Source organism: Saccharibacillus sp. WB 17 (assembly GCF_008634075.2).
GTDB lineage: Bacteria > Bacillota > Bacilli > Paenibacillales > Paenibacillaceae > Saccharibacillus > Saccharibacillus brassicae.
Map to the genome: position 1 here is coordinate 26527 of NZ_VPFK02000015.1, position 23250 is coordinate 49776.

The 23250-nt window shown below is 58.8% G+C and carries 17 protein-coding genes, 1 pseudogene and 1 riboswitch; of the genes and pseudogenes, 7 read left to right on the forward strand and 11 right to left on the reverse strand.

The features are described 5' to 3' along the window. The first annotated feature begins 232 nt into the window (after positions 1-232). A complete protein-coding gene (locus FTE24_RS07440) occupies positions 233-1738 on the forward strand; it encodes a phospholipase D family protein (protein ID WP_415663157.1) in 1506 nt (501 codons plus the stop codon). Between the two features lie 127 nt (positions 1739-1865). Here FTE24_RS07440 and FTE24_RS07445 read toward each other — a convergent pair whose 3' ends face one another. The 5 genes from FTE24_RS07445 to FTE24_RS07465 all read right to left on the reverse strand — a co-directional run bounded on the left by FTE24_RS07445 (position 1866) and on the right by FTE24_RS07465 (position 9147). Beyond that, positions 1866-2705, reverse strand: a complete 840-nt coding sequence (locus FTE24_RS07445; protein ID WP_150231373.1) for an alpha/beta hydrolase — start codon at positions 2703-2705, stop codon at positions 1866-1868. A 216-nt stretch (positions 2706-2921) separates the two neighbouring features. Further along, complete coding sequence (locus tag FTE24_RS07450; RefSeq protein ID WP_150232565.1) at positions 2922-3905, reverse strand: DMT family transporter; 984 nt, start codon at positions 3903-3905, stop codon at positions 2922-2924. Positions 3906-4114: 209 nt separating this feature from the next. Continuing rightward, positions 4115-4272, reverse strand: a riboswitch (FMN riboswitch). A gap of 240 nt (positions 4273-4512) precedes the next feature. Continuing rightward, entirely contained in the window at positions 4513-5043 is a 531-nt protein-coding gene (locus FTE24_RS07455; RefSeq protein WP_141449079.1) for an acyl-CoA thioesterase, read from the reverse strand. 195 nt (positions 5044-5238) lie between these two features. After that, the gene (locus tag FTE24_RS07460) at positions 5239-7782 is read right to left on the reverse strand and encodes a beta-mannosidase (RefSeq protein ID WP_150231375.1); all 2544 of its coding nucleotides are present in this window, start codon (positions 7780-7782) and stop codon (positions 5239-5241) included. Positions 7783-8133: 351 nt separating this feature from the next. Further along, complete coding sequence (locus FTE24_RS07465; RefSeq protein ID WP_150231377.1) at positions 8134-9147, reverse strand: LacI family DNA-binding transcriptional regulator; 1014 nt, start codon at positions 9145-9147, stop codon at positions 8134-8136. A gap of 183 nt (positions 9148-9330) precedes the next feature. On the opposite strand from FTE24_RS07465, the gene FTE24_RS07470 reads away from it, so the two are divergent. From FTE24_RS07470 to FTE24_RS07480, 3 genes are all read left to right on the forward strand, one after another. After that, on the forward strand, positions 9331-10038 hold the full coding sequence (locus FTE24_RS07470) for a DUF2161 family putative PD-(D/E)XK-type phosphodiesterase (RefSeq protein ID WP_150231379.1): 708 nt from the start codon (positions 9331-9333) through the stop codon (positions 10036-10038). A 149-nt stretch (positions 10039-10187) separates the two neighbouring features. Then, positions 10188-10592: a hypothetical protein gene (locus FTE24_RS07475; protein ID WP_150231381.1), complete on the forward strand. Its 405-nt coding sequence runs from the start codon at positions 10188-10190 to the stop codon at positions 10590-10592. After that, positions 10589-11653, forward strand: a complete 1065-nt coding sequence (locus FTE24_RS07480) for a phosphodiester glycosidase family protein (protein WP_150231383.1) — start codon at positions 10589-10591, stop codon at positions 11651-11653. The genes FTE24_RS07475 and FTE24_RS07480 overlap by 4 nt, the downstream gene beginning before the upstream one ends. 115 nt (positions 11654-11768) lie before the next feature. On the opposite strand, the gene FTE24_RS07485 is transcribed toward FTE24_RS07480, so the two are convergent. From FTE24_RS07485 to serC, 3 genes are all read right to left on the reverse strand, one after another. Beyond that, complete coding sequence (locus FTE24_RS07485; RefSeq protein ID WP_141449073.1) at positions 11769-12023, reverse strand: AbrB/MazE/SpoVT family DNA-binding domain-containing protein; 255 nt, start codon at positions 12021-12023, stop codon at positions 11769-11771. Positions 12024-12224: 201 nt separating this feature from the next. Continuing rightward, complete coding sequence (trmL, locus tag FTE24_RS07490; RefSeq protein ID WP_150231385.1) at positions 12225-12692, reverse strand: tRNA (uridine(34)/cytosine(34)/5-carboxymethylaminomethyluridine(34)-2'-O)-methyltransferase TrmL; 468 nt, start codon at positions 12690-12692, stop codon at positions 12225-12227. Positions 12693-12859: 167 nt separating this feature from the next. After that, positions 12860-13948 (reverse strand): 3-phosphoserine/phosphohydroxythreonine transaminase, encoded by a 1089-nt coding sequence (serC, locus tag FTE24_RS07495; RefSeq protein WP_141449071.1) that lies wholly within the window; start codon positions 13946-13948, stop codon positions 12860-12862. A gap of 268 nt (positions 13949-14216) precedes the next feature. Here serC and FTE24_RS07500 point away from each other — a divergent pair, with 268 nt between their 5' ends. Further along, a complete protein-coding gene (locus FTE24_RS07500) occupies positions 14217-15965 on the forward strand; it encodes a methyl-accepting chemotaxis protein (protein ID WP_141449070.1) in 1749 nt (582 codons plus the stop codon). A 216-nt stretch (positions 15966-16181) separates the two neighbouring features. Here FTE24_RS07500 and glnA read toward each other — a convergent pair whose 3' ends face one another. The 3 genes from glnA to aldA form a co-directional block, all read right to left on the reverse strand. Then, positions 16182-17606 carry a type I glutamate--ammonia ligase gene (gene glnA, locus FTE24_RS07505; protein WP_141449069.1) on the reverse strand — a complete coding sequence of 475 codons (1425 nt, stop codon included), beginning with the start codon at positions 17604-17606 and terminating at the stop codon, positions 16182-16184. A gap of 281 nt (positions 17607-17887) precedes the next feature. After that, a complete protein-coding gene (aroF, locus tag FTE24_RS07510) occupies positions 17888-18952 on the reverse strand; it encodes a 3-deoxy-7-phosphoheptulonate synthase (protein WP_141449068.1) in 1065 nt (354 codons plus the stop codon). Positions 18953-19284: 332 nt separating this feature from the next. Then, positions 19285-20730, reverse strand: coding sequence for an aldehyde dehydrogenase (aldA, locus tag FTE24_RS07515; RefSeq protein ID WP_150231387.1), 1446 nt, complete (start codon positions 20728-20730; stop codon positions 19285-19287). A 191-nt stretch (positions 20731-20921) separates the two neighbouring features. On the opposite strand from aldA, the gene FTE24_RS07520 reads away from it, so the two are divergent. Together FTE24_RS07520 and FTE24_RS07525 are read left to right on the forward strand one after the other, a co-directional pair. Next, positions 20922-21722, forward strand: a complete 801-nt coding sequence (locus tag FTE24_RS07520; protein WP_150231390.1) for a (Fe-S)-binding protein — start codon at positions 20922-20924, stop codon at positions 21720-21722. Then, positions 21719-23143 (forward strand): annotated as a pseudogene (locus tag FTE24_RS07525) (LutB/LldF family L-lactate oxidation iron-sulfur protein); the annotation flags it as partial. The gene FTE24_RS07520 and the pseudogene FTE24_RS07525, both read left to right, overlap by 4 nt. Between the last annotated feature and the right edge of the window lie 107 nt (positions 23144-23250).

Here is a 23250-nt window from a genome sequence, read left to right on the forward strand (position 1 = left end):
ACGGCCTAATCCAACTGCATACCCCGTATTTTATCTCAAATTTTGTATAAAAAATAGGGGAAATCCAGTTGCCGGCCTCTTTTGCATCTTCCCTTCCCCGGGAGTGCTTCATTTAGCTTGCTTGTTGTTATATACAGTTAGCGCGATTGTGCAAGCTTGCCCATCGCAAAGGGAAGGATGAACGGGGATGCGAAACGAAGAATCATGGACGACGCACCGCAGCTCGACCATCATGCGGGCGGCGGGAAAACACAAAGAAACCAGGCACAGACCGGGCAGGCGCGCCCGGGGTTCCCGGGCTCCTTTTTCCGGGGGACGGATCATTCGCACCGCGCTCCTGCTGCTCGTCGTATGGCTGCTGGCGGTCATCGTCTACCAGATGAACAAACCGCTGCCGGACGGCGTTTCGTACGCAAGCCCCGTCTATCGCACGGACCGGGTCGATTTTCTGTACGACCTCACGTATCCGGCGCAGACGCGCGAGTTTACGCAGGAGAGGCAAATTTTTGACCGGACGATCGAGCTGATCGGCGAAGCGGAACGGTTTATCGTCATCGACGTTTTTCTGTTCAACGATTACACGCACGAAGACCAGCAGTATCCCAAAGTCAGCGCCAAGCTGGCCAAAGCGCTGATCGAACGCAAACAGGCGGTGCCCGAGCTCGATATCGTGTTCATCACGGACGAGGTCAATACCAACTACGGTTCGGCGCCGAACGCCCTGCTCGAAAACCTCAAGCAGGCCGGCATCCGGGTGGTCATTACCGACGTCGATCCGCTGCGCGATTCCACGCCGGCCTATTCGGCGGTCTGGCGCACGTTTATCCAGTGGTTCGGCCAGTCGGGCAGCGGCTGGGTGCCGAACCTGATGGCGACCGAAGGCCCGGACATCACGATGCGTTCGTATCTGAAGCTGCTGAACGTCAAAGCGAACCATCGCAAAGCGTTTATCACGGAGAAAAGCGCGATCGTCTCCAGCGGCAATATCCACGATGCCAGCGCCTACCATTCGAATATCGCGCTTGAAGTCGACGGCCCGATCATCGGCGACATGCTTCAAGCGGAGCAGGCGGTGCTCGACATGTCGGGCGGCGGCACGCTTCCGGTCTATACGGCCGACGAGGGGGCGGGCGCCGACGGCCAATATGCGGTGCAGTATTTGACGGAAGGCAAAGTGTACGACCGGGTGCTGCAGGAGATCGACAGCGCCGTGTCCGGCGATACGATCTGGATGGGCATGTTCTATCTCGCGGACAAAAAAGTGCTGGAAAGACTCGGCGCGGCGGCCGATCGGGACGCGGAAGTGCGGCTCGTGCTCGATCCGAACGAGAACGCGTTCGGCCGGGACAAAATCGGTATCCCGAACCGCCCTGTCGCGGCCGGCCTGCACAAGGAAGCGCCGGACAAAATCGCGATACGCTGGTACAATACGACCAAAGAGCAGTATCATTCCAAAATGATCTTCGTGGACCGTCAAACCGGCGACAGCAGCGTGCTGGCCGGCTCCACCAACTTCACGCCGCGCAATCTGAAAGATTACAATCTGGAGAACGACCTGTTTGTCGAAGCGGCGGCGGACACCGAATTGATGGACGGGATTCGCGCTTATTTCGAGCGGATCTGGACCAACGACGGCGCCGAGTACACGCTCGACCTCGAAGAGCATCTGGAACCGACGACGTGGCTCAAAGACATCGTGTACCGTATTCAGATGCGGGCGGGCTTCACGACGTTCTGATGTTTGGATGCAGCGGAAGATTTAAGCAGACGGAAGATTTGGATTCGATAAAAAAAGGCCCGGCGGAAGTAATCCGCCGGGCCTTTTTTTGTTTGAAATTCACGATTTGCAATTCACGATTTGAAGCTCACGATTTAAGGTGCAGGTCGAAAAATTCGCCGACCTTGTCCAGCACGTCGCCGCGCGTCAGCAGCTCGGCGGTGGAATGGCCCGTGCCTTCCAGCACGCAGAATTCGGAAGGAACGCCGGCTTCCGTCAGCGCATCGTGCAGCAGCTGGCTCTGACGCAGCGGGACGGTCGTGTCGGCATCGCCGTGCATGATCAGGAACGGCGGCACTTCGCGGCCGTCCAGGTAGGCGATCGGATTCGTGCTGCGCGCAAGTTCCGGCTTCATGCGGATCGTGCCGCCGAGCATCATCGCCATGACCGGCATATGGTATTCGCTCTGGAAGTCCAGTTCGATATCGATCGGGCCGCTGAATTCGGCGACCGCCCGCACCCCGGTCGACTGCTGGAGATGGTCGGCCGTCTCGAATTCGGGCGATCCGCCGGTCACGCCCAGCAGCGCCGCCAGCTGTCCGCCGGCGGAATGGCCCCATACGCCGATTCGGTCGGCGTCGATGCCGTATTTGGCCGCATTGGCGCGCAGGAAGCGCAGCGCGCTTTTGGCGTCTTCGATCTGCGCCGGAAAGCGCGCTTCGTGCGCGAGGCGGTATTCGATCGCGGCGACGGCGTAGCCCTGCTCCGCGAAGCGCACGAGCTGCGGCAGGTTCCGCGCCGCGTTGCAGCTGACCCAGGCCCCGCCGACGATCCACAGGATCAGCGGCACGGGCCGGTCGGAAGCCGGCAGCAGCAGGTTCAGGCTGAGCGTCTTGCCGCCCGCGAATTGGGCGAACTGCACGTCCGGAACGAGCCGGACAAACGGACGGTCGGCGCTGACCGCCGACCAGGTATTTTGGGTATTCATGAGAAGTCTCTCCATTTCGTCTATATAAGATAAGCAGGTCATCGACCGTGTTCGTCGGTCCGGCAAAAATTGTGCGAATACGTCTATCATAACATAGCCTCGGCGCACACATCGAACAATTCGGGGCGACCGCCGACAGCCCCGAACGAACGCCCAAAACAAAAGACGTTTCCCGGGCTTTCCCGGCGAAACGTCTGTATGGCTGCACATTTACGGTCAGGCCGCTTGTTGGGACAGGCTCTTGGGCCCGATCTCCTGGGTCTGCTGACGGGAGATAACGAACAGGACCGACCAGATCAGGATAAACCCGACGATCTGCGCCGACGTCACCACTTCCCCGCCGTACAGCCAGTTGATCAGCACCCCGACCATCGGGAAGCTGAGTTCGGCCAGCGTCGCGACCGACGCTTTGGTCGTTTTGAGTCCTTTGTAGTAGGCCAGCAGACTGAGAAGGCCCGGCAGCAGCGCCTGCAGCAGCAGGTTGACGCCGACAAGCGTCAGCGCGATGCCTCCGGCCGGCAGCGCCCAGGCGGCGCCTTCCCCGGCCGTGATCGCCAGCAGAAGCGGCAGCGCCAGAATGAAGCGCAGCGAAGTGACCGTCTCGTATTTGAGCTTGCCGACCATAAAGCGGCCCATGACCGTCGATCCGCCCCACAGGGCGGCGGCGCCCAGCGCGAGCAGGCTGCCGAGCTGGAAAAACTCGCCGGCATGGCCGACCGGCATCGTGAAGCCGAACGTCAGCAGATACGTGCCGAACAGCGCGACCAGCAGCAGCGGGCCGAAGCGGCGCGGCAGCGATTCCTTGAGCATGAAGTGCGCCAGGATGATGGCGAACAGCGGCTGCAGCTTTTGCAGCAGCAGCACCGTGTTGAAGGCGCCGCCCGCATGCTGCAGCGCAAGCGTGAACATCAACGTCGCGAGCGCCGAGCCGCCCCACGAGATAAACAGCAGCGCGCCGACGTGCCGCAGGCCGAGACCTTTCAGTTCCGCGCGGTTTTTCCACAGGATCGGAGTGACGAACAAAGCGATAATGACGTGTTCGAGCAGAACGATCTGCGATGAAGTCATCGATTCCAGCAGCAGGATGCGGAACAGCGGATCGACGCCCCAGAGCGCCGCTCCCAATACGATCAGCCAGAAGCCGCTGCCGGCTCTGGAGAAAAATGAAGATCCGTTCCCTCCCGTGTGTGCTTGACTCAAGTGATTACGATTGTCGGTTGTCATTTCCCTAGTCTCCTCATCCGAATAAGGGGGATCCCGTGCGCAAAAAGCCCCGAAGCCGGAAGATCCGGCGTTCGGGGCGGTTTTTACGTCAATCGAAGGGTCGAGCGGCAGGCCAAATACGCGGCGGGTAGCTGCGGCAGGTTCCATAAATAAACCTGCAGTGTACGTACACCGGCATGCCTGTGCTTGATCTTCTCCCATCCGGACTGTACCGTCGGCTCTGGAATCGCACCAGATCAGTCCCGCGGCTTCTTCTCGAAGACGCCGCGGGAGTCGCGGGCCAAGTTCGCATAAGCGAACCATTACCGCCGGTCGGGAATTTCACCCTACCCCGAAGATCCTTTATTCATTTGTATTTTGATAGTCTTAGTTTAAACCTTTTTCTGTCCGCTGCCTGTGAAAGTTGTCACGGTAGAATCGCCCCGGTCTTTTTTCGTAAAAAGAACATGCGCTTCATTCCGTTTCGCAAACTTTCGCAAGCCCTGCGGCTTTCAGCTCTGGTTACATTCTAAACGATCATTCACACTTTTACAAGTAGGTGAATAAAATAAAGCTGGTTTCTATAAAGCCGGACGTTTCCGCTTCAATCGGCTTCGTGTTCCGGCTCCCACGGATAGCGCGAAGTCAAAAATTCGGCCAACGCGCGGCTCGCTTCGCGGCGCTGCTTGCGCATCAGCGCCCGCTCGGGCGCGCTGTCGTGCAGCTTCTGTTCTTCTTCCGTCTCCGGCACGACGGGCGCGACTTCGATTTTGCGGCCGTGGTCGTCCATCGCGACGAACGTCAGAAACGCCGTGGCCGCGATCTGGCGCTCGCCGCTTTTGAGATCTTCGCGTATGACTTTGACGAAAGTCTCCATCGAGCTGCGGCCTGTCCAGGTGACGAACGCTTCCAGCGTGACGGAATCCGTCATGTAGATCGGGTACAGAAAATCGACGGAGTCCGTCGAAGCGGTAATCGTATTGGCGCGCGACAATTTGGCGGCGGCAATCGACGCGATATCGTCGATATACGCCATCAGCCGGCCGCCGAACAGCGTCTGGTAGCTGTTGACGTCGGTCGGGAACACGCGGGCCATTTTGTAGCTGCGCGTCGTTCGAATCGGTATGGGCTGCATGCTGCACTTCCTTTTTCCTCAGGGTAAACGCTCGTTCGTTCATTATAAGCTTCCACCGATCGGCGGAACAAGTCGGAAGCCCGGTTTGTCTCGTGAACGCCAAACAGCCGCCGTCCCCTGGGGGATCGGCGGCTGCATGCCGGCTTGCCGCAGCGGGCGGAATCTGCGCCCGCGTGGACGCATGAACGCTGCGCGTTACAGCTTGATGAAATCGGCCATCGATTTGACTTCGACGGCTCCGGCGGAGCCGTGGGACAGCGTTCCGTCTTCGCGGCGGGCCTGGAACTCGACCGTGACCGGTTCGCCCGGCACAAGGTCGAAGTAATTGTCCGTGAAGACGCCTTCCGCTTCGGCGGACAGCCAGACCTGCTTGGCCAGCGCGTCCGTCTCCAGCGTGAACGTCGATCGGCCTTCGCCGTCGTCCGTACGGCTGACGACGATATTCGGCGCCGACAGCCCGATTTCGCGCGCGGACACGAAGTAGTGCGTCCGCTGATCGAGAATGCGGCCTCCCTGTTCCAGTTCGGCCACCAGCACCGTGCGCTCCGGCGCTTCCGCGCCGAGCAGCTCGGCCGCTTTGACCGAATACGCTTTGGCGGCGCTGTTCGCGGCCGCTTCGAGATTCAGCACCTGTTCGCCGCGCACGCCGCCGCCGAAGCTGACCAGACGCAGTCTCAGCGACACCGATTCGGCGCTTAAGCCGTCGTTGAGAATATGGAAGTTCAAATCTTCCCCGTTGGTGCCGTCGATCGAGACGGACAGATCGCGGAAGCTGCGGCGCGCGTAGTAATGCAGCGCTTTCCAGCGGCCGTAATAGTCGATGCCCGACCAGGAAGCGACCGGCCAGCTGTCGTTCATCTGCCAGTACAGCGTGCCCATGCAGTACGGCATGCTGCGGCGGTGCGCTTCGATCGCCGACTTCATCGCTTCGGCCTGCAGCACCTGGCTCATGTACAGGAACGAGACGAAGTCTTTCGGTTCCGGCAGGTACTTGTCCATGTATTCCTTGATCAGGAAGTTGCCGCGGCCGTTTTTCTGATGCGCGAGCATGATTTTCGAATCGAGCTGCAGCGCGTCTTCCGGCGCATATTGCAGCACCGATTTGTGCTCGGGGAACGATTGGAAGCCGTATTCGCTCATGAAGCGGCCGATGTATTTGTTATAGTTCTCGAACGGTTCGGAATTGTGCCACACGCCCCAATAATGGATATCGCCTTCCGACGTGCCCGGATGCGCGTGCTGGTTCTCGTCGTTCGACAGCGAGACGAGCGGCGACGAAGGCCAGTATTCCGCGCCCGGCGCAAGCTTGGAGATCGCATTTGGCAGCAGCTGATGGAAAATCGTTTCGTAATCGGCCCAAATGACGTTTTGCTGCTCCGGCGTATAGTCTTTTTTCCAGCCCCAACCGCCGTCCGGAATATAATGCGCCCACGCCGAATCGATCTCGTTGTTGCCGCACCAGAGCACGATGCTCGGATGGTTGCGCAGCCGGCGGACATTGTCTTCGGCTTCGTGGCGAACGCTCTCCAGAAAGTCTTCGTCGCCCGGATACATGCTGCAGGCGAACATGAAGTCCTGCCAGACCATGATGCCGTACTCGTCGCACAGCTCGTAGAAAGCGTCTTCTTCATAGATACCGCCGCCCCACACCCGCAGCATGTTCATGTTCGCTTCGGCCGCGGAGACGATCTCGTACCGGTACCGCTCGCGCGTCACGTCCGTCTCGAAGTTGTCGTTCGGAATATGGTTCGCGCCTTTGGCGAAGACCGGCACGCCGTTCAGCTCGATGTAGAACGAAGCGCCGGCGCCGTCTTTTTCCCGCTTCAGCTTGACGCTGCGCAGGCCGGTCCGTACGCTCTTGGACGCGCTGACCGATTCGCCTTCGAGCAGCTCGGCCTTGAACGTGTACAGATGCGCGTCGCCGAGTCCTCTCGACCACCACAGCTTCGGATCGTCTATCGCGAATTCCAGGCGGACCGTATTGTCGCCGAGACGGATCGCTTCCGTATGCTGGACTTCGAATCCTTCCGCGGACAGGCGCAGCCGGCCTTCGAAATCACGATCCGATTCGATCGTCAGCAGCGCGGTCAGCTTGGCCTGCGACGCGCTTACTTCGTCCTGACGGATACACAGGTCGGTAATGCGCACGCCCGTCCAGCCTTCCAGCCGCACCGCGCGCCAGATGCCGCTCGTGACAAAGCGCGGGCCCCAGTCCCATCCGTAATGATACGGCGCTTTGCGCGCGAACACGCTGACCCGCTTGTCGCCGAGTCCGCCGAGTTCCGATTGGTCGTTGGCGGCAGGCAGCGCGTACCCGAGCCGCTCAAGCTTAGGCAGGTCTTCGTTGATCGGCGAACGGAACACGATGCGCAGCCGGTTCTCGCCTTCCGTCAGATGCGTCTTGACCGGCACATTCCACGTGCGGAACATATTGTCGACGGACAGGATGCGCTGTCCGTTCAGTTCGACGTCCGCATACGTGTCCAGGCCGTCGAACACGAGGCTGAGATTGTCCTGGCGCAGCAGATCGCCGGGCACGGTGAACGCCGTCTCGTACTCCCAGTCGCGCTTGTCGATCCACTGCAAATCATGTTCGTTCGTGCCGTAATACGGATCGGGAATCTGCCCGTTCCGATACAGATCGCTGTGCACGCAGCCCGGCACGACCGCCGGCTGCCATTCCTGCTGTCCGGCTTCCCGGAAAGTCCATTCGTTCAATTCCCATTTGATTTCGTTCAAAATTTGTTCCTCCCCTGCCAAAGTGTAACCGCTTTTACTCTCCTTCACACCGTATCATCCCCCGCGCTGAAATTCAATAAAAGATCTAACTTTTATGCTTATTTTATTTTTTATAACTAACAAAATACTTATAATAGATTTTTGTTAGTATCGGTAAAATAAAAAAAGACCCTGCCGCAAATGGGTAGGGTCTGTGCATCAAGCGATATCCATCGATTCCGGCAAACGGTATTCGCCGATCCGAAAGGATTCGAACCGATTCGCTCTGATCCGATACGAACCGATCCGGCGGTTCGAACCGCGGGGACTACGGACGGATGCGCCGCGGTTCCCGCTTACGGCGCTGCCGGATCAGGACTTGGCGCCGCCCGGCTTGGCCGTCGTGCAGCGGACGACCAGATTCGAAGGTTCCGTGACGACCGGCGGCAGAAAATCCGTGTTCTCGATCATCGTGATCAGCGTCTCGATCGCGTGCGAGCCGATCGAGCGAATATTCTGGTTGATCGTCGTCAGCGCCGGGCTGAAAATTTCCGAATAATACGTATTGTCGAAGCCGACGACGGAAATGTCTTCGGGCACCGACAAGCCGCTGCGGTGAATAACGCTGATAGCGCCGATCGCCATCATGTCCGACGTGCAGACGACGGCCGTCGGGCGTTCCTTAAGCTCCATCAGCTCGTTCATCGCCACCGTTCCGCCTTCCATCGAATAGTCGCTGACTTTGACGTACGATTTGGGAACGTTCAGCTTGTGCGTCTTCATCCCTTCGAGGTAACCTTCGTGGCGCAGGGCGCCGACCGCATTGTCCAGCTCGCCCGAGATGAACGCGATGCGCGAATGGCCGAGTTCGGCCAGATGCGCGACCGCCTGCATCGTGCCCGCTTTGTTCTCGGTCGTAATGTAGCCTGCCCGCGGTCCGCGAATATCCGCGTCGACGAACATGGTCGGAATATCCGATTTGAGCAGTTCTTCCAGATGCGGATCGTCCCGGTCCACGCCGAAGCCGACCACGCCGTCCACGTTCCGGCTCAGGCAGTGCTCCACGAACGAGTAACTGTCGTCGTCGAAACGCGTGGACAGCAGCACGAGGTCGTACCCGCTGTTCTGGAGCGCCGTCTTGATCCCTTCCAGCAGTTCCGTCACGAACGGATTCGTGAACGGCGAAGTGACGAACACGCCGACCGTCCACGAACGCCCTTTGACCAATCCTCTGGCCGCGACGTTCGGATGGTATTTGAGATCCTTGATCGTTTGGCTTACTTTTTTGCGCGTTTTATCGCTCACGTCCGGATAATTGTTAATGACCTTGGAAACGGTTGCAACGGACACGCCCGCTTCTTTGGCTACATCATGAATCGAAGCCATCGCTTTACCTCCTTCCCGGCCGGATTTTGCGTTTTGGCAAGACTCCGTCCGGAAAACCATATTTATTTCTTCTATTATATATAGGTGTCCGTTGCGCGACAAGCTTTTTTGCCAACCGACTGTTTTAGCGGTATGATGAGATATTGAATTTACGCAATTCCACCTGTCAAAGGAGCTTAGAAGATGGCCGTGAAATACGAAACGGAACTGTATCCGCCGCTCAAAGCCTTTTTCGAGCAGCAGGGCTATTCCGTCAAAAGCGAAGTCCGCCACTGCGACCTGCTGGGCTACCGCGACGGCGAACCGGAACCGCTGATCGTCGAGATCAAAAAGACGTTTACGCTGGAGCTGCTGCTTCAGGGCGCGGACCGTCAGCGGACCGGAGGCCGGGTCTACCTGGCGGTCGAACGCAATCGAACCAAAAAAGGCGCGCATAACCAGCGGTTCGGCGATATCGCGCTGCTGTGCGGACGGCTCGGCCTCGGCCTGATCGCCGTCACCTTGTACAAGACCAAAGACCCGTTCGTCGAAGTGCTCTGCGAAGCCGGCTGCGCCGGGAGCAAAAAACCGGGCACGCGCTCCAAGCGGCTGCGGGCGGAATTCGACGCGCGCAGCGGCGACCACAACGTCGGCGGTTCGAGCAAACGCAAAATCGTGACGGCCTACCGGGAAAACGCGCTGAAAGTCGCCCGCCAACTGTGGATGTTCGGCGAAGCGTCCCCCGTCATGCTCAAGGAAGCGGCCGGCGTCGGCAAAGCGGCGGCGATGCTGCGAGACAATCATTACGGCTGGTTCGAGCGGGTGTCGCGGGGGCGCTACAAGCTGACCGAAGCCGGAATCGCCGCGCTGGACGAATACGCGTCGGTCGTCGCGGCGTGGCCCGAGCGCTAACGAAAACGGTGAAGAATTAGGTGTGAAAATTGAAAACTTTTGTTGAAAACATATAAAACGGCTTTTGCGAAATAAAACCCCGCATGATAAAATGAAAGCTGAAATTCGGGCCTTGGGCCCAGGTTTTAAATTTGCGACGAGGTGATGGAATGAAAGCTTCAACGGGACCTGCCTCTACCCCGTCCCGCAGCATGAAAAAGGACAGACTTCCCGCCAGATGGTTCCTGCTGTTCTGGGTCGTCCTGATCGCCGTGTTCATCTATGCCGCCTACGCGTACAGCCAGAAGCTCCAGGAGCAGACGCTGACGGCTCTGGAGGCCCAGACGGCGGCCCAGATGGCCGAACTGCGCGCCGACTACGAGCAGCAGTTCGTCGCGCTGGACAAGCAGGTGGCCGCGCTGCAGGGCAAGGTGGACTCGTTCAACGAACTGCTGACTTTTACCCAAGACAACGCGAACGACAAAACGGATAACAGCAACAAGCTGTACACGCAGCTGAACGAAGTGAAGAGCAAGCTCAGCGAACTCCAGAAGAAAATGGACCTGCTGCAATGACGAGAGTCCAGCGGGTGAACCGCTTCTTCCTGCTGCTGGCCGCGCCGGTCATCGGCCTGATGCTCTGCCTGCTGCTGTTTCCGCCCGAACCCGTTCTGCGTTTGAATACCGATTCCTACAAAACGGACAAAAGCCTGCATCCTTCTTCCGCCAAGCTGATCCGGGATCTGGGTGCGGCCGAACAAAAAGCGAAGTCCACTTCCGATTCGCTGCAGAAGACGCTGAGTCTGTACAACGAGACGACCCGGACGATGTCTTCGATCGTCCAGAAAGCTTCGATCCAGGCGCAGCGCCCGGAAGGCATCTACGACAAGCGGATCCGCTCCAAGCTCGGCCGCCCGATCGAGACGGTCGACAGCGGCAAAATCCGTATCGAGCTGTTCCGCGTCAACGCCGTAACGTACAACGGGTACGCCATGAAGGTCAAGCTCAAAGACCCGGCGGCGATGCGCATGAGCCTGGCGGGCGAAGCGCTGGGCAGCTCGGAGACGACGCTCAGAGCCGTCCAGCGGCACGGAGCCGTCGCGGGTATCAACGCGGGCGGCTTCGCCGACCAGGACGGCAAGCGCTACCCGCTCAGCACGACCGTAGTGGACGGCAAGTACCTCACCGGCTTCCAGTCCAGCTTCAAGGACCTGTACTTCGTCGGTTTGAACGAGTCCGGCAAATTGATCGGCGGCAAGTTCAACCAGCAGGAACAGCTCGACCGGCTGGAGCCGCAGTTCGGCGCTTCGTTCGTGCCGATCCTGCTCAAGGACGGCAGGAAGATGCCGATTCCGTCCAAATGGAAAGCCGCGCCCAAACGGGCGCCGCGCACGATCATCGGCAGCTACAAAGACGATCAGCTGATCGTCTTCGTGATCGACGGGTATAACGAAGGCGGCCGCTCCGGCGCGACGCTCGAAGAAGTGCAGGACCAACTGCACAAGATCGGCGTCGTCAACGCCTACAATCTGGACGGCGGCGGTTCGTCTTCGCTCGTCATGAACGGGCGCGTCGTCAACCATCCGTCCGACGGCACGCTTCGGCCCGTGCCGACCAGCTTTTTGTTTTTCGACTGATCGACCGAGCCGGAGTCGCCCGCTTACTACCCGCCTACTTCAGTATCCGACCAAAAAACGACAAAAAAAAGAGCCCAAGGGCTCTTTTTTTGCGTCTTGCCGAGTTCGAACGGGTTCAGCCGTGCTTCGGAATCTGCATCATCTCGGAGACGCACGCTCCGCAGATATACCGGTCCCTGAATTCGCTGACTTCTTCGATCGAACCGCAGAACACGCATTTCGGGCGGTAACGCTCCAAAATGATATGATCTCCCTGGACCAAAATTTCGACCGGATCGCCTTCGTTCATTTGGTATCTTTTTCTCAGCGATTTTGGGAGGACGATCCGTCCCAATTGGTCGACTTTCCGGACTACTCCAGCAGGTTTCATAATTGATAACACCTCTTCTGTTTTTAGTTTGCTGCTTCTGCCCCACCTGCAGAAATAAATCTGCAAACCCAAGAATACATATTCGAGGTCCGAAGAAGAATTCCTTCTTTACGGATAAAAAAAGAAAGGCTGGTTAATTATCGGTTTTTTGACTAATCAGGCAATGACCTAATGCCAGAGGAAATCTATTGGTCATTCCCCCTACTCCATCCCGGGGAAATCAAGCTGGCGCAGCGCCTCGTACAGCATGATCGCGACCGAGTTGGACAGGTTCAGCGAACGGACATGCTCGGTGCGCATCGGCAGCCGGATCGCGGTCTCCGGGTTCGCCTCGATCAGCTCCGGCGGCAGCCCTTTGGTTTCTTTGCCGAAAACGAGAAAGTCGCCGTCGCGGAACGACACGTCGCTATAACGCTTCGTCGCCTTGGTCGTCGCGTAGAAAAAGCGTCCTTCCGGATGCTCGGCCCGAAGCTCTTCGAACGAATCGTGATAGGTCAGCTTAACGGACGGCCAGTAATCGAGCCCGGCGCGCTTCAGCGAAGCGTCGTCGGTCCGAAATCCGAGCGGACGCACCAGATGCAGATGGGTATCCGTTGCGGCGCAGGTTCTGGAAATATTGCCGGTGTTGGCCGGAATTTCCGGCTCCACCAGCACGATGTGCAGTGGCATAAAGATCGATTCACTCCGTTTCTGGAAAATGGACGGACAGCGCCGGGCTCCGGGAATGAGGCACACGTAAAAGCCGCCCGAAAGTCGGGCGGCTTTTACGTCTCGTGCTCTTCCGTCTCTTCTGGTTCTATATTACCCGAATCGCCGGCTTAAGGGAAGAACCGGAATCAGCCGTTGCGTTTGGCGAAATCGCCCATGAAATCGACCAGCGCCGCGACGCTCTCGTGCGGAACGGCATTGTAGATCGAAGCGCGCAGGCCGCCGACGCTGCGGTGCCCTTTGAGCCCGACGAAGCCCTGCTGTTCGCTCTCTTTGGCGAAAGCTTTCTCCAGCTCCTCGGAGCCGAGGCGGAACGTGACGTTCATCAGCGAGCGGCTGCCCGCCTGGGCGACGCCGCTGTAGAACCCGCCGCTGTTGTCGATCGTGTCGTACAGCAGGTTCGCTTTGGCGCGGTTCTTCGCTTCGACGCCTTCGAGGCCGCCCTGCTCTTCGATCCAGCGCAGCGTCTCGTTCACCATATAGATAGAGAAGGACGGCGGCGTGTTGTAGAGCGAGTTGTTCGACAGATGCGTGCTGTAGCGGAACACGGTCGGAATATGCTTCGCTTCGGCCGACAGCAGCTCTTCCTTCGCGATTACGACCGTCACGCCCGACGGGCCGAGGTTCTTCTGGGCGCCGGCATAGATCATACCGAACTTTTCGATCTCGAGCGGACGGCAGAAGATGTCGCTGGACAGATCCGCGACGAGCGGCACGCTGCCGGTGTCCGGATACTGCGCGAACTGCACGCCTTCGATCGTCTCGTTCGACGTGATATGCACGTACGCCGCGTCTTCGCGAATCTCGATCTCGTCCTGCGCCGGCATGCGCGTGAACTTGTCGCCTTCCGTCGAAGCGGCGGCGTACACGTCGCCGATCAGCTTCGCTTCCTTGGCCGCTTTGGAAGCCCAGCTGCCGCTCATGACGTAGCCGGCCTGGCGGCCCGCAGCCAGCAGGTTCATCGGAATCATCGCAAACTGCGTGCTGGCTCCGCCCTGCAGGAACAGCGTCTTGTAGCCGGACGGCTGGCCGAGCAGCTTCAGGATGCGCTCCTGCGCTTCGTTATGTACGCTCTCGTAGACCGCTCCGCGGTGGGACATCTCCATGATCGACATGCCCGTTCCCTGAAATTCCACAAATTCCGCCTGCGCGCGCTCAAGCACTTCGAGCGGCAGCGCCGCCGGTCCCGCGTTAAAGTTGTAAGCCCGTTTGCCCATGAATCGAAAGCCCCCTCAAGCCATAATTTAGGGTTAATCATAACAGCAATCTAACATTACTTCAAGTAAAACCCCGACGCGATAACGCGGTGACGGACTCCTTTTTTCAACCTGTACGCTTTTTGCCATAATTGGCTCTTCGTTCGTGTTTTTGATTTTGGACAAAATAATTTGACAAAATCATTGACGTTTGCGGCCGCCGCTTATATACTTCAAGAGCCATACGGCGACCTCACATTTATCTTGTTCATACCAAAGGAGATTTCACATGCAAACCGTCAACAAACGTGCCTGGGGTTATGCCCTGCTGTTCCTCGTTTTGGCTTTGGCCGAAATCCCGCTGCGCAGCCTGAACTGGCAGGGCAGCACCATGCTCCACACCTCGATGGAGATCATGGCCACCATGCTCGCCGCCTTCATCGGCATTCTCGCCCTCGTGTATTATTACACCCAGAACCGGACGTCCATGCTGTTGATCGGCAGCGGCTTTCTCGGCACGGCCCTGCTTGACGGCTACCATGCCATCGTCACTTCTGCCTTTTTCTCCGATATGTTCCCGTCTATTTCTTCATCCCTCGTCGCGTGGAGCTGGCTCGCTTCCCGGATGTTCCTGTCCGTGCTGCTCGTGCTCGCCTGGCTGCTCTGGACGCGCCGCGAGACGTCGGCCGCCGAACGCCGCCGCACGGAACGGCTCGTCTACGGCACCACCGCGCTGCTGACGCTGGCCTGCTTCCTGTTCTTCATCTTCGTGCCGCTTCCGAAAGCGTACGTCGAAGGCGGCTTCATCGGGCGTCCGCAGGAACTGATCCCGGGCGTGCTGTTCCTGATCGCGCTGTTCGGTCATTTGAAGCTTGGTCTATGGAAAAAAAACCATTTCGAACACTGGCTCGTGCTGTCCATCATCACCGCGGCGCTGACGCAGCTCGGCTTCATGTCGTTCTCGCACGCTTCTTACGACGTCAACTTCGACCTGGCCCATCTGTTCAAAAAAGTCAGCTATCTGCTCGTCCTGATCGGCCTGCTCGTCAGCATGTATTTCCAGTTCAAGCGCGCCGAAGCGAGCACCGACATTTTGCGCCAGAAGCAGCAGCTTGAACAGATCATGGTCCAGGCCGGCAGCACGTCCGACCAGATCGTCCTGATGGCTTCCGAATTGTCCAGCCTGCAAGCCCAGAGCAAAGAGATGAACGGACGGATCGTCTCCGCCATGCACGATATCGCGCATCACTCGCTGCTGCAGTCCAAAGGCACGATCGAAAGTTCCGCCGCCGTCGGCGAAATTTCGCACGGCATTCTGCACGTCGCGGAAATGACCGGCGACGTGTCCGAGCAGGCCAAAAAGACGACGCTGCAATCGCAGGTCGGCGCGGACTCGATCCGGCAGTCCATCTCGCAAATGCAGGAGATACGCGAAAAAGTGTCGCGTTCGTCCGCGTCCATCGCCGAGCTCGACACGATGTCGAGCCAGATCGCCGCGATCATCGCCTTTATCCGCGACGTCGCTTCGCAGACGCAGCTGCTCGCCCTGAACGCCGCGATCGAAGCGGCGCATGCCGGCGAACGCGGCCGCGGCTTCGAAGTCGTCGCAACGGAAGTGCGCAAGCTGTCCGAAGAGACCGGCGGCGCCGTGCAGCAGATCGAACAGGTCGTGTCGGACATCCGCCAGCGGATCAGCCGCTCTTCGAGCGACATGGTGCTGATCAGCCAGGACGTCGAAAACGGCATGAGCCGGATGAAAGACAACGAAGCGCAGTTCCGCGACATTCTCGAAGCGACCGAACGCTCGGAGCTGCAAATCCAGGGCGTGAGCGCCTCCGCGGAACAGATCTCCGCCGGCACGCAGCAGGTTAACGCTTCGATGGAAGAACTCAGCCGCCTGTCCCGGCTGTCCGAAGAAGAAGCGGGCAAAGTGGCGCAGATGAACGAAAACTACGCGGCTTCGCTCGACCGGTTCTCGGAACTGATCGAAGACCTGAACCGCATGTCGGCCGAACTGAAATCGGCGACCGAAGGCTGATCTCCCCCGCGCGGAGGCTCGTGGTGCGGCGGCTGCCCTGCACGCTTGCCGTGACTCCGCTTCCTGCTTCCTTCTTTCGCCTTCCTGCTTCCTGCTTTCGGCTTCCTGCTTTCGGCTTCGCCAAGCGTACGCAAAAAAACCTCCGCCCGGAAAGGGCGGAGGTTTTTTGCGTACGGCATCGGGGCGGCAGGGTCGCTGCCGCCCCGCCGCTGCGGATTAGCAGTCGTAGTACAGGCTGTATTCGTGCGGATGAACGCGGATCGAGACCTGTTTGGCTTCGGCGCGTTTGAACGCGATGTAGTTGGCGATGAAGTCTTCGGAGAAGACGCCGCCTTCCGTAAGGAACGAGCTGTCCGCTTCGAGCGAGTCGAGCGCTTCTTCCAGGGAACCCGGAACGCTGCGGATTTGCGATTTTTCTTCTTCCGGCAGATCGTACAGGTTCTTGTCGGCAGGACCGTAGCCGAGTTCAACCGGGTTGATCTTCTTCTTGATGCCGTCCAGGCCGGCCATCAGCATAGCCGAGAAGGCCAGGTAAGGGTTAGCCGTGGAGTCCGGCGTACGGAACTCGATGCGACAGCCTTTAGGCGTCACGGCAGCGACCGGAATCCGGACAGCCGCGGAACGGTTGCCTTTGGAGAAGACCAGGTTAACCGGTGCTTCGTAGCCCGGAACGAGACGTTTGAACGAGTTCGTGCTCGGGTTGGTGAGCGCGATCAGGGCCGGAGCGTGGTAGAGCAGGCCGCCGATGTAGTGCAGCGCCATTTCGCTCAGGTTCGCGTAGCCGCCTTTTTCGTAGAACAAAGGCTCTCCGTCTTTGAAGATCGATTGGTGCACGTGCATGCCGCTGCCGTTGTCGCCGAAGAGCGGTTTAGGCATAAACGTTGCCGTTTTGCCGTATTGGCGAGCCGTGTTATGCACGATGTATTTGTATTTCAGCAGGTTGTCTGCCGTTTTCTTGAGCGTATCGAAACGGAAGTTGATCTCCGCTTGTCCCGCCGTCGCCACTTCGTGGTGATGACGTTCGATCACGAGGCCGGCTTCTTCGAGCAGACGGCACATTTCGCTGCGGATGTCCTGTTGGCTGTCGACCGGAGCGACCGGCACGTAACCGCCTTTGACGCCGATCTTGAATCCGAGGTTGCCGCCTTCTTCCTTGCGGTTCGTGTTCCAGGCCGCTTCTTCGGAATCGACCGCGAACGAGGAGCTGTTCATGCCGCTGTGGTAGCGGACGTCGTCGAAGATGAAAAATTCGGATTCCGGTGCGAAGAACGCATCGGAACCTACGCCGCTCGCCTGCATGAAAGCTTCCGCTTTCTGGGCGATGCCGCGCGGATCGCGGTCGTAATGCTCGCCGTCCGGCGTGTAGATGTTGCACATGACGTTCAATGTCGGATGTGCGGTGAAAGCGTCAATGTATACCGATTCGGGATCCGGCATCATGACCATATCCGATTCTTCAATACCGCGGAAGCCCGGAATCGACGAACCGTCGAAAGCTACCCCGTTCTCAAACGTTTCTTCTTCAACCGCGCTGGCAGGAACCGAAATGTGATGAGCTTTTCCCGACAGATCCACGAAACGGAAATCAACCCACTCGATGTTGTTCTCCTGAATAAGCTTCAATACTTGTTGTACCGACATGTCACTTTCCTCCCAAATTTCCGAACATTGAACGGATGTACCTTATGAAACGTTCATGCTCTTTTTTCGCTGTCGTCATTATAAAACGGCACTATTTAGCAGTCAAGACTCGTGTAAGGTATTTTTTACGATAATGTGAGTAATGCTTACACTTTCGTGAAATTTCAAGCGACTTATGAATAAAGCCCGACATCGGCCGCAAACGGCGGCACGACGCGGGCTTGTGCGATTGGAAAAGACGGTAAAAGAGGGTGGCTTTTTTGCGTACGGAGGAGCAAAATTTAGACGATCGCCCAATTTTTAAAAGATTCCGCTTCGGCCTTTTTCGTGGAGAAACTTTTGCCGACGATCGGCGAAAGCTGCTCCAGATCGCGCATCAATCCGGCGAACTGGTCCGGGAACAACGATTGTACGCCGTCGCCCGTCATGGAATTGTCCGGATCGGTATGCATCTCGATGATCAGGCCGTCCGCGCCGGCGGCGACGGAAGCTTTGGCCATCGGTTCCACCAGTTCGCGGCGGCCCGTGCCGTGGCTCGGGTCGGAGATGACCGGCAGATGGCTGAGGCTCTGCAGGGCGGGAATCGCCGCAAGGTCGAGCGTGTTGCGGGTGTACGGCTCGAACGTGCGGATACCGCGTTCACACAGCATGACGTCGGGATTGCCGCCGGCCAGAATGTATTCGGCCGCGTTGAGCAGCTCGTCGTACGTCGCGCTGAAGCCGCGCTTGAGCAGCACCGGACGTCCGCACGTACCGAGTTTGCGCAGCAGGTCGAAGTTCTGCATGTTCCGCGTGCCGATCTGCAAAATGTCGGCGTATTCCGCGCAGATATCGACGTATTCCGGCGTCATGACTTCGGTAATCGTCAGCAGGCCGTGCTTCTTGCCCGCTTCGGCCATCATGATCAGCCCTTCCACGCCGACGCCCTGGAAGCTGTACGGGCCGGTCCGCGGCTTGAACGCGCCGCCGCGCAGCACCTGGCCGCCGGCCGCTTTGACGAGGCGCGCGATCTCGTCGATCTGCTCCGGCGATTCGACCGCGCACGGTCCGCCCATGACGACGAGCTCGCCGCCGCCGATCTTGACGTCGCCGATCTGAATGACCGTATCTTCCGGATGGAAGTCGCGGCTGGCGAGCTTGTACGATTTCGTGATCTTCACGACGTCCTCGACGCCTTTCATCTGGCGCAGATGCTCGGCCAGTCTCGGCTCGGCCGTGCCGACGAGTCCGACGACGGTACGGTCGGCTCCCCGGGACAGATGGACGCTCAATCCTTCGTTTTCGATGACGCGAATGACTTCCTGCAGCTGCTCCTCCGGAGCTTGGTTCGATAAGATGGCGATCATGTGCAAAACTTCCTTCCGTATATGAATTGGGCCTATGCCCGGCATGCGCGAATTGTTGGCTTTTCCCGTTCCGACGATGATACTTCTTTACTTAGACGCTTGTTCGCTTTTAAGCTTTTATCCGTTAAAGTAATTCTAGCAAACAAAGTCGTTCCCGTCAACCCGCGACGTTCGGAAAAGACGCATTTTGTTCCGCAGTCCGCTGCCGCACGTCCGCCCCTGTTCGCCGCCCCCCCTGCGCCGCCTGCTCTGCAAAGTAAAAAGCCGGACCGCGCTTCGCGAAGAAGCGGGGCCCGGCTCTCTGTCTTTTCAGATCGGCGCAAGCGTTCCGGTTAGTTGATGTCCTTGTCGTACTGCAAGTAGACCACCTGCGTTTGCAGATATTCGTTCAGCCCGTGCTTGCCGTCCGCGCCGCCGATGCCCGATTTGCGCCAGCCGGCGTGGAATCCCTGCATCGCTTCGAAGTTTTCCCGGTTGATGTAGGTCTCGCCGTATTTCAAGCGCTTGACGACTTTCATCGCGACGTTGAGATTTTGCGTGTAGAGCGACGAAGTCAGACCGAATTCGCTGTCGTTCGCAAGCGCGATCGCTTCGTCCAGATTGGTGAACGTCACGATCGGAATGACCGGACCGAAAATTTCTTCCTGAATGATCTCCATGTCGTTGGTCGCGTCTCCGATCACGGTCGGTTCGTAGAAGCTGCCTTTGCCTTCGACCTTTTTGCCGCCCAGCAGCAGCTTCGCGCCCTGCTCGACCGCGCGGTCGACTTTGGCCTGGACCGAATCCTGCGCGTCCTTGTTGATCAGCGGCCCCATATGGATATCGCTATCCTGCAGCGGATCGCCGTATTTGACCGCCCGCATCGCTTCGACGAGCCGGTTCGTGAACTCTTCCTTGATCGCTTCGTGCACGTAGACGCGCTCGGCGCAGTTGCACACCTGACCGGTGTTGATGACCCGCGAATCGACGACCGCTTTGACCGCGAGATCCAGATCCGCGTCTTTATGTACGATCGCCGGCGCTTTGCCTCCGAGCTCCAGACTGACTTTGATAATGTTCTCGGCGGCAGCCTGCATGACTTTCTGCCCTGCCGGCACGCTGCCTGTCAGGCTGACCATGCCGACCTTCGGATTGCTGGCCAGTTCGCTGCCCACTTCGCCGCCGCGTCCCGTCACCAGATTGAACACGCCCGGAGGCAGGCCGGCCTTGTCCGCGATTTGCGCGAACGCGATCGCGTTGTTCGGCGATTCCGCGCTCGGCTTCACGACGATCGTGTTGCCGGTAATAAGTGCCGGAGCCATTTTGCGTGCAATAAGGAAAAACGGGAAGTTCCACGGCAAAATGCCGGTCGTGACGCCGATCGCTCTTTTGAACACAAAAATATGCTCGTTGTCCCGGTCGCTCTGGACGATCTCGCCTTCGTACCGCCGCGCCCATTCCGCCATGTAATCCATATAATCCGCCGTGAAGTTGACCTCCACCGTCGACAGCTCTATCGTCTTGCCCACTTCTTCGGAAATCAGCCGCGCAATTTCGTCCGACCGCTCGCGTATGCCGGCCGCGATCCGGTGCAGATAGACGCCGCGTTCCACCGCCGGTGTCTCTTCCCAGGCATCCTGCGCCGCTTCCGCCGCATCGATCGCCCGGGCCACGTCCGCCCGCGTCGCTTTCGGTACTTGCGAGACCGCTTCGTCCGTGGAAGGGTTGACCACGTCCATCCATTCCCCGTTCTCCGCATCCGTAAACTGCCCGTTAATATACATTTGATGTTTTTGCACCGTACTGCCTCCTCGAAATGGGATAAAAGCTGTTTCTTCTATTGTATTGTAAACGTTATCATTTTTTATTGTCAACATTTTATTCTTTTATTTTGTGGTTTTGTAATGATTTTTTATTTTATTTTTGCCCTATTGTGGTTTTCAAACCTTTCTTCAAAGCGTACAATAGAGAAAAAACGGAGGGATGAGTCATGAAAGTCAGCCTCTTCTCGACCTGCGTGGTCGACCTTATGTATCCCGGCGTCGGCAAAGCGATGGTCGAAGTGCTCGAACGGCTCGGCTGCGAAACGGATTTTCCCGCTTCCCAGGTATGCTGCGGGCAGCCTACGTACAACAGCGGTTATCTGGAAGATTCCAAAGCGGCCATGATCAATATGATGCGCGCGTTCGAACAGGCCGATTACGTTGTGGGACCGTCCGGTTCGTGTATCGCCATGTTCCATGAGTATCCGCGCATTTTCAAAGACGACCCGCAGTGGGAATTGAAAGCGATTGCACTCAAAAAAAAATCGTTCGAATTCACTCAATTCGTCGTGCGCGTGCTCGGCGTGACCGACGTCGGCGCCCGCCTGGAAGGACTCGCCACGTACCATCGTTCGTGCCATATGACGCGGCTGCTCGGCGAGACCGAAACGCCGTTTCTGCTGCTGGCCGAAGTCGACGGCCTGGAGCTTGCACCGCTGGTCAATGCGGACAACTGCTGCGGCTTCGGCGGCACGTTCTCGGTCAAAATGCCGGAGATCTCGCAGCAGATGGCGGACGAGAAAAGCGCCTGCGTCGCGGAGACGGGCGCGGACTATCTGATCAGCGCGGACATGGGCTGCCTGATGAATATCGGCGGACGCCTGTCGCGGACAGGCCGGGAGATCCAAGTGATGCATATCGCGGAAGTGCTCAACCAGGTGCCGCCGAATACCGAAGTAAAAAACGGCCTGAAAAGCGGTTTGAAAAATAGTCTGAAAAATGGTCTGACAGGAGGGAATTCGACATGAGTCTGCAAACGGACAAACGGGATTTCGAACAGCGCACCGCGGACGGGATCGGCGACGCGTATATGCGGGGCGCCGTCGGCTCCGCCCAGGACAGCCTGAAGACCCGCCGCCTTACGGCGGCGACTTCGCTCGGCGATTGGGAACAGTGGCGCGAACTCGGCCAGCAGATCCGGCAGCATACGCTGGAAAATCTCGATTATTATCTCGGGCAAATGGCGGACAACGTCGAACGCCGCGGCGGCCACGTGTTCTTCGCGCGGACGAAGGAAGAAGCGAGCGGCTATATCCGCGACGTGGTGCAGAGCAAAAACGCGCGCCGGGTCGTCAAAGCGAAATCGATGGTCACGGAAGAGATCGAGATGAACCGCGTGCTGATCGAAGCCGGCTGCGAAGTGATCGAGAGCGATCTCGGCGAATACATTTTGCAGGAAGACGATTGGGACCCGCCTTCGCATATCGTGGCGCCCGCCCTGCACAAGAACCGCGACCAGATTCGCGACGTGTTCGCGTCCAAATTGAATTACGCGGGCGACGAGACGCCAGAACATCTGGCCCGCTTCGCGCGCGAGGTGCTGCGCGAAAAGTTCCTCGCCGCCGAGGTCGGCATTACCGGCTGCAACTTCGCCGTCGCCAATCTCGGAGCGATCAACCTCGTCACGAACGAGGGCAACGGCGATTTGACGGCCGCCCTGCCGCCGACGCATATCGCCGTCATGGGCATGGAGCGGATCGTGCCGACGCTCGAAGAGATGGAAGTGCTCGACAACCTGCTCTGCCGCAGCGCGGTCGGGCAGAAGCTGACGAGCTACATTACCGTCATGGGCCCCCGGGCGGAAGGAGACTCCGACGGACCCGAAGAATTCCATCTCGTCATCGTCGACAACGGACGTTCGGACATTCTGGCGAGCGAGTTCCACGAAGCGCTGCAATGTATCCGCTGCGGCGCGTGCCTGAACGTCTGCCCGGTCTACCGGCATATCGGCGGACATGCTTACGGCTCGATCTACCCGGGGCCGATCGGCGCCGTCATCACGCCGCTGCTCGGCGGCTACGACGACTACAAAGAGCTGCCGTACGCTTCCAGCCTGTGCGGCGCCTGTACCGACGTCTGTCCGGTCAAGATTCCGCTGCACGAGCAGCTGGTCCTGCACCGGCAGAACATTGTCTCTCAAGGGCGGACAGGCAGCGTCGACCGGATGCAGATGAAAGCGGCCGGGCGGCTGCTCTCTTCGCCCGGCCTGTTCGCCGGCACGCTGCGGCTGGCGAATCCGCTCAGCCTGCTGCTGAGCCGGCACGGACGGATCGTGCGCGGACCGGCTCCGCTCTCGGGCTGGATCGGCAGCCGCGATCTGCCGCAGCCGGTCAAGCGCAAAGACGGCTTCCGTGCCTGGTACGCCAACCGCGAGCCCGGCAGCGGCGGCGGCTCGTCGGCCCGGGCGGCCGATCCGGCCGTACCCGCGTCCGGCTCTTCCCCGGACGCTTCTCCGGGCGCTGCGGCCGGTGCCGCCGGGCGGCGCGTCTCCTCTTC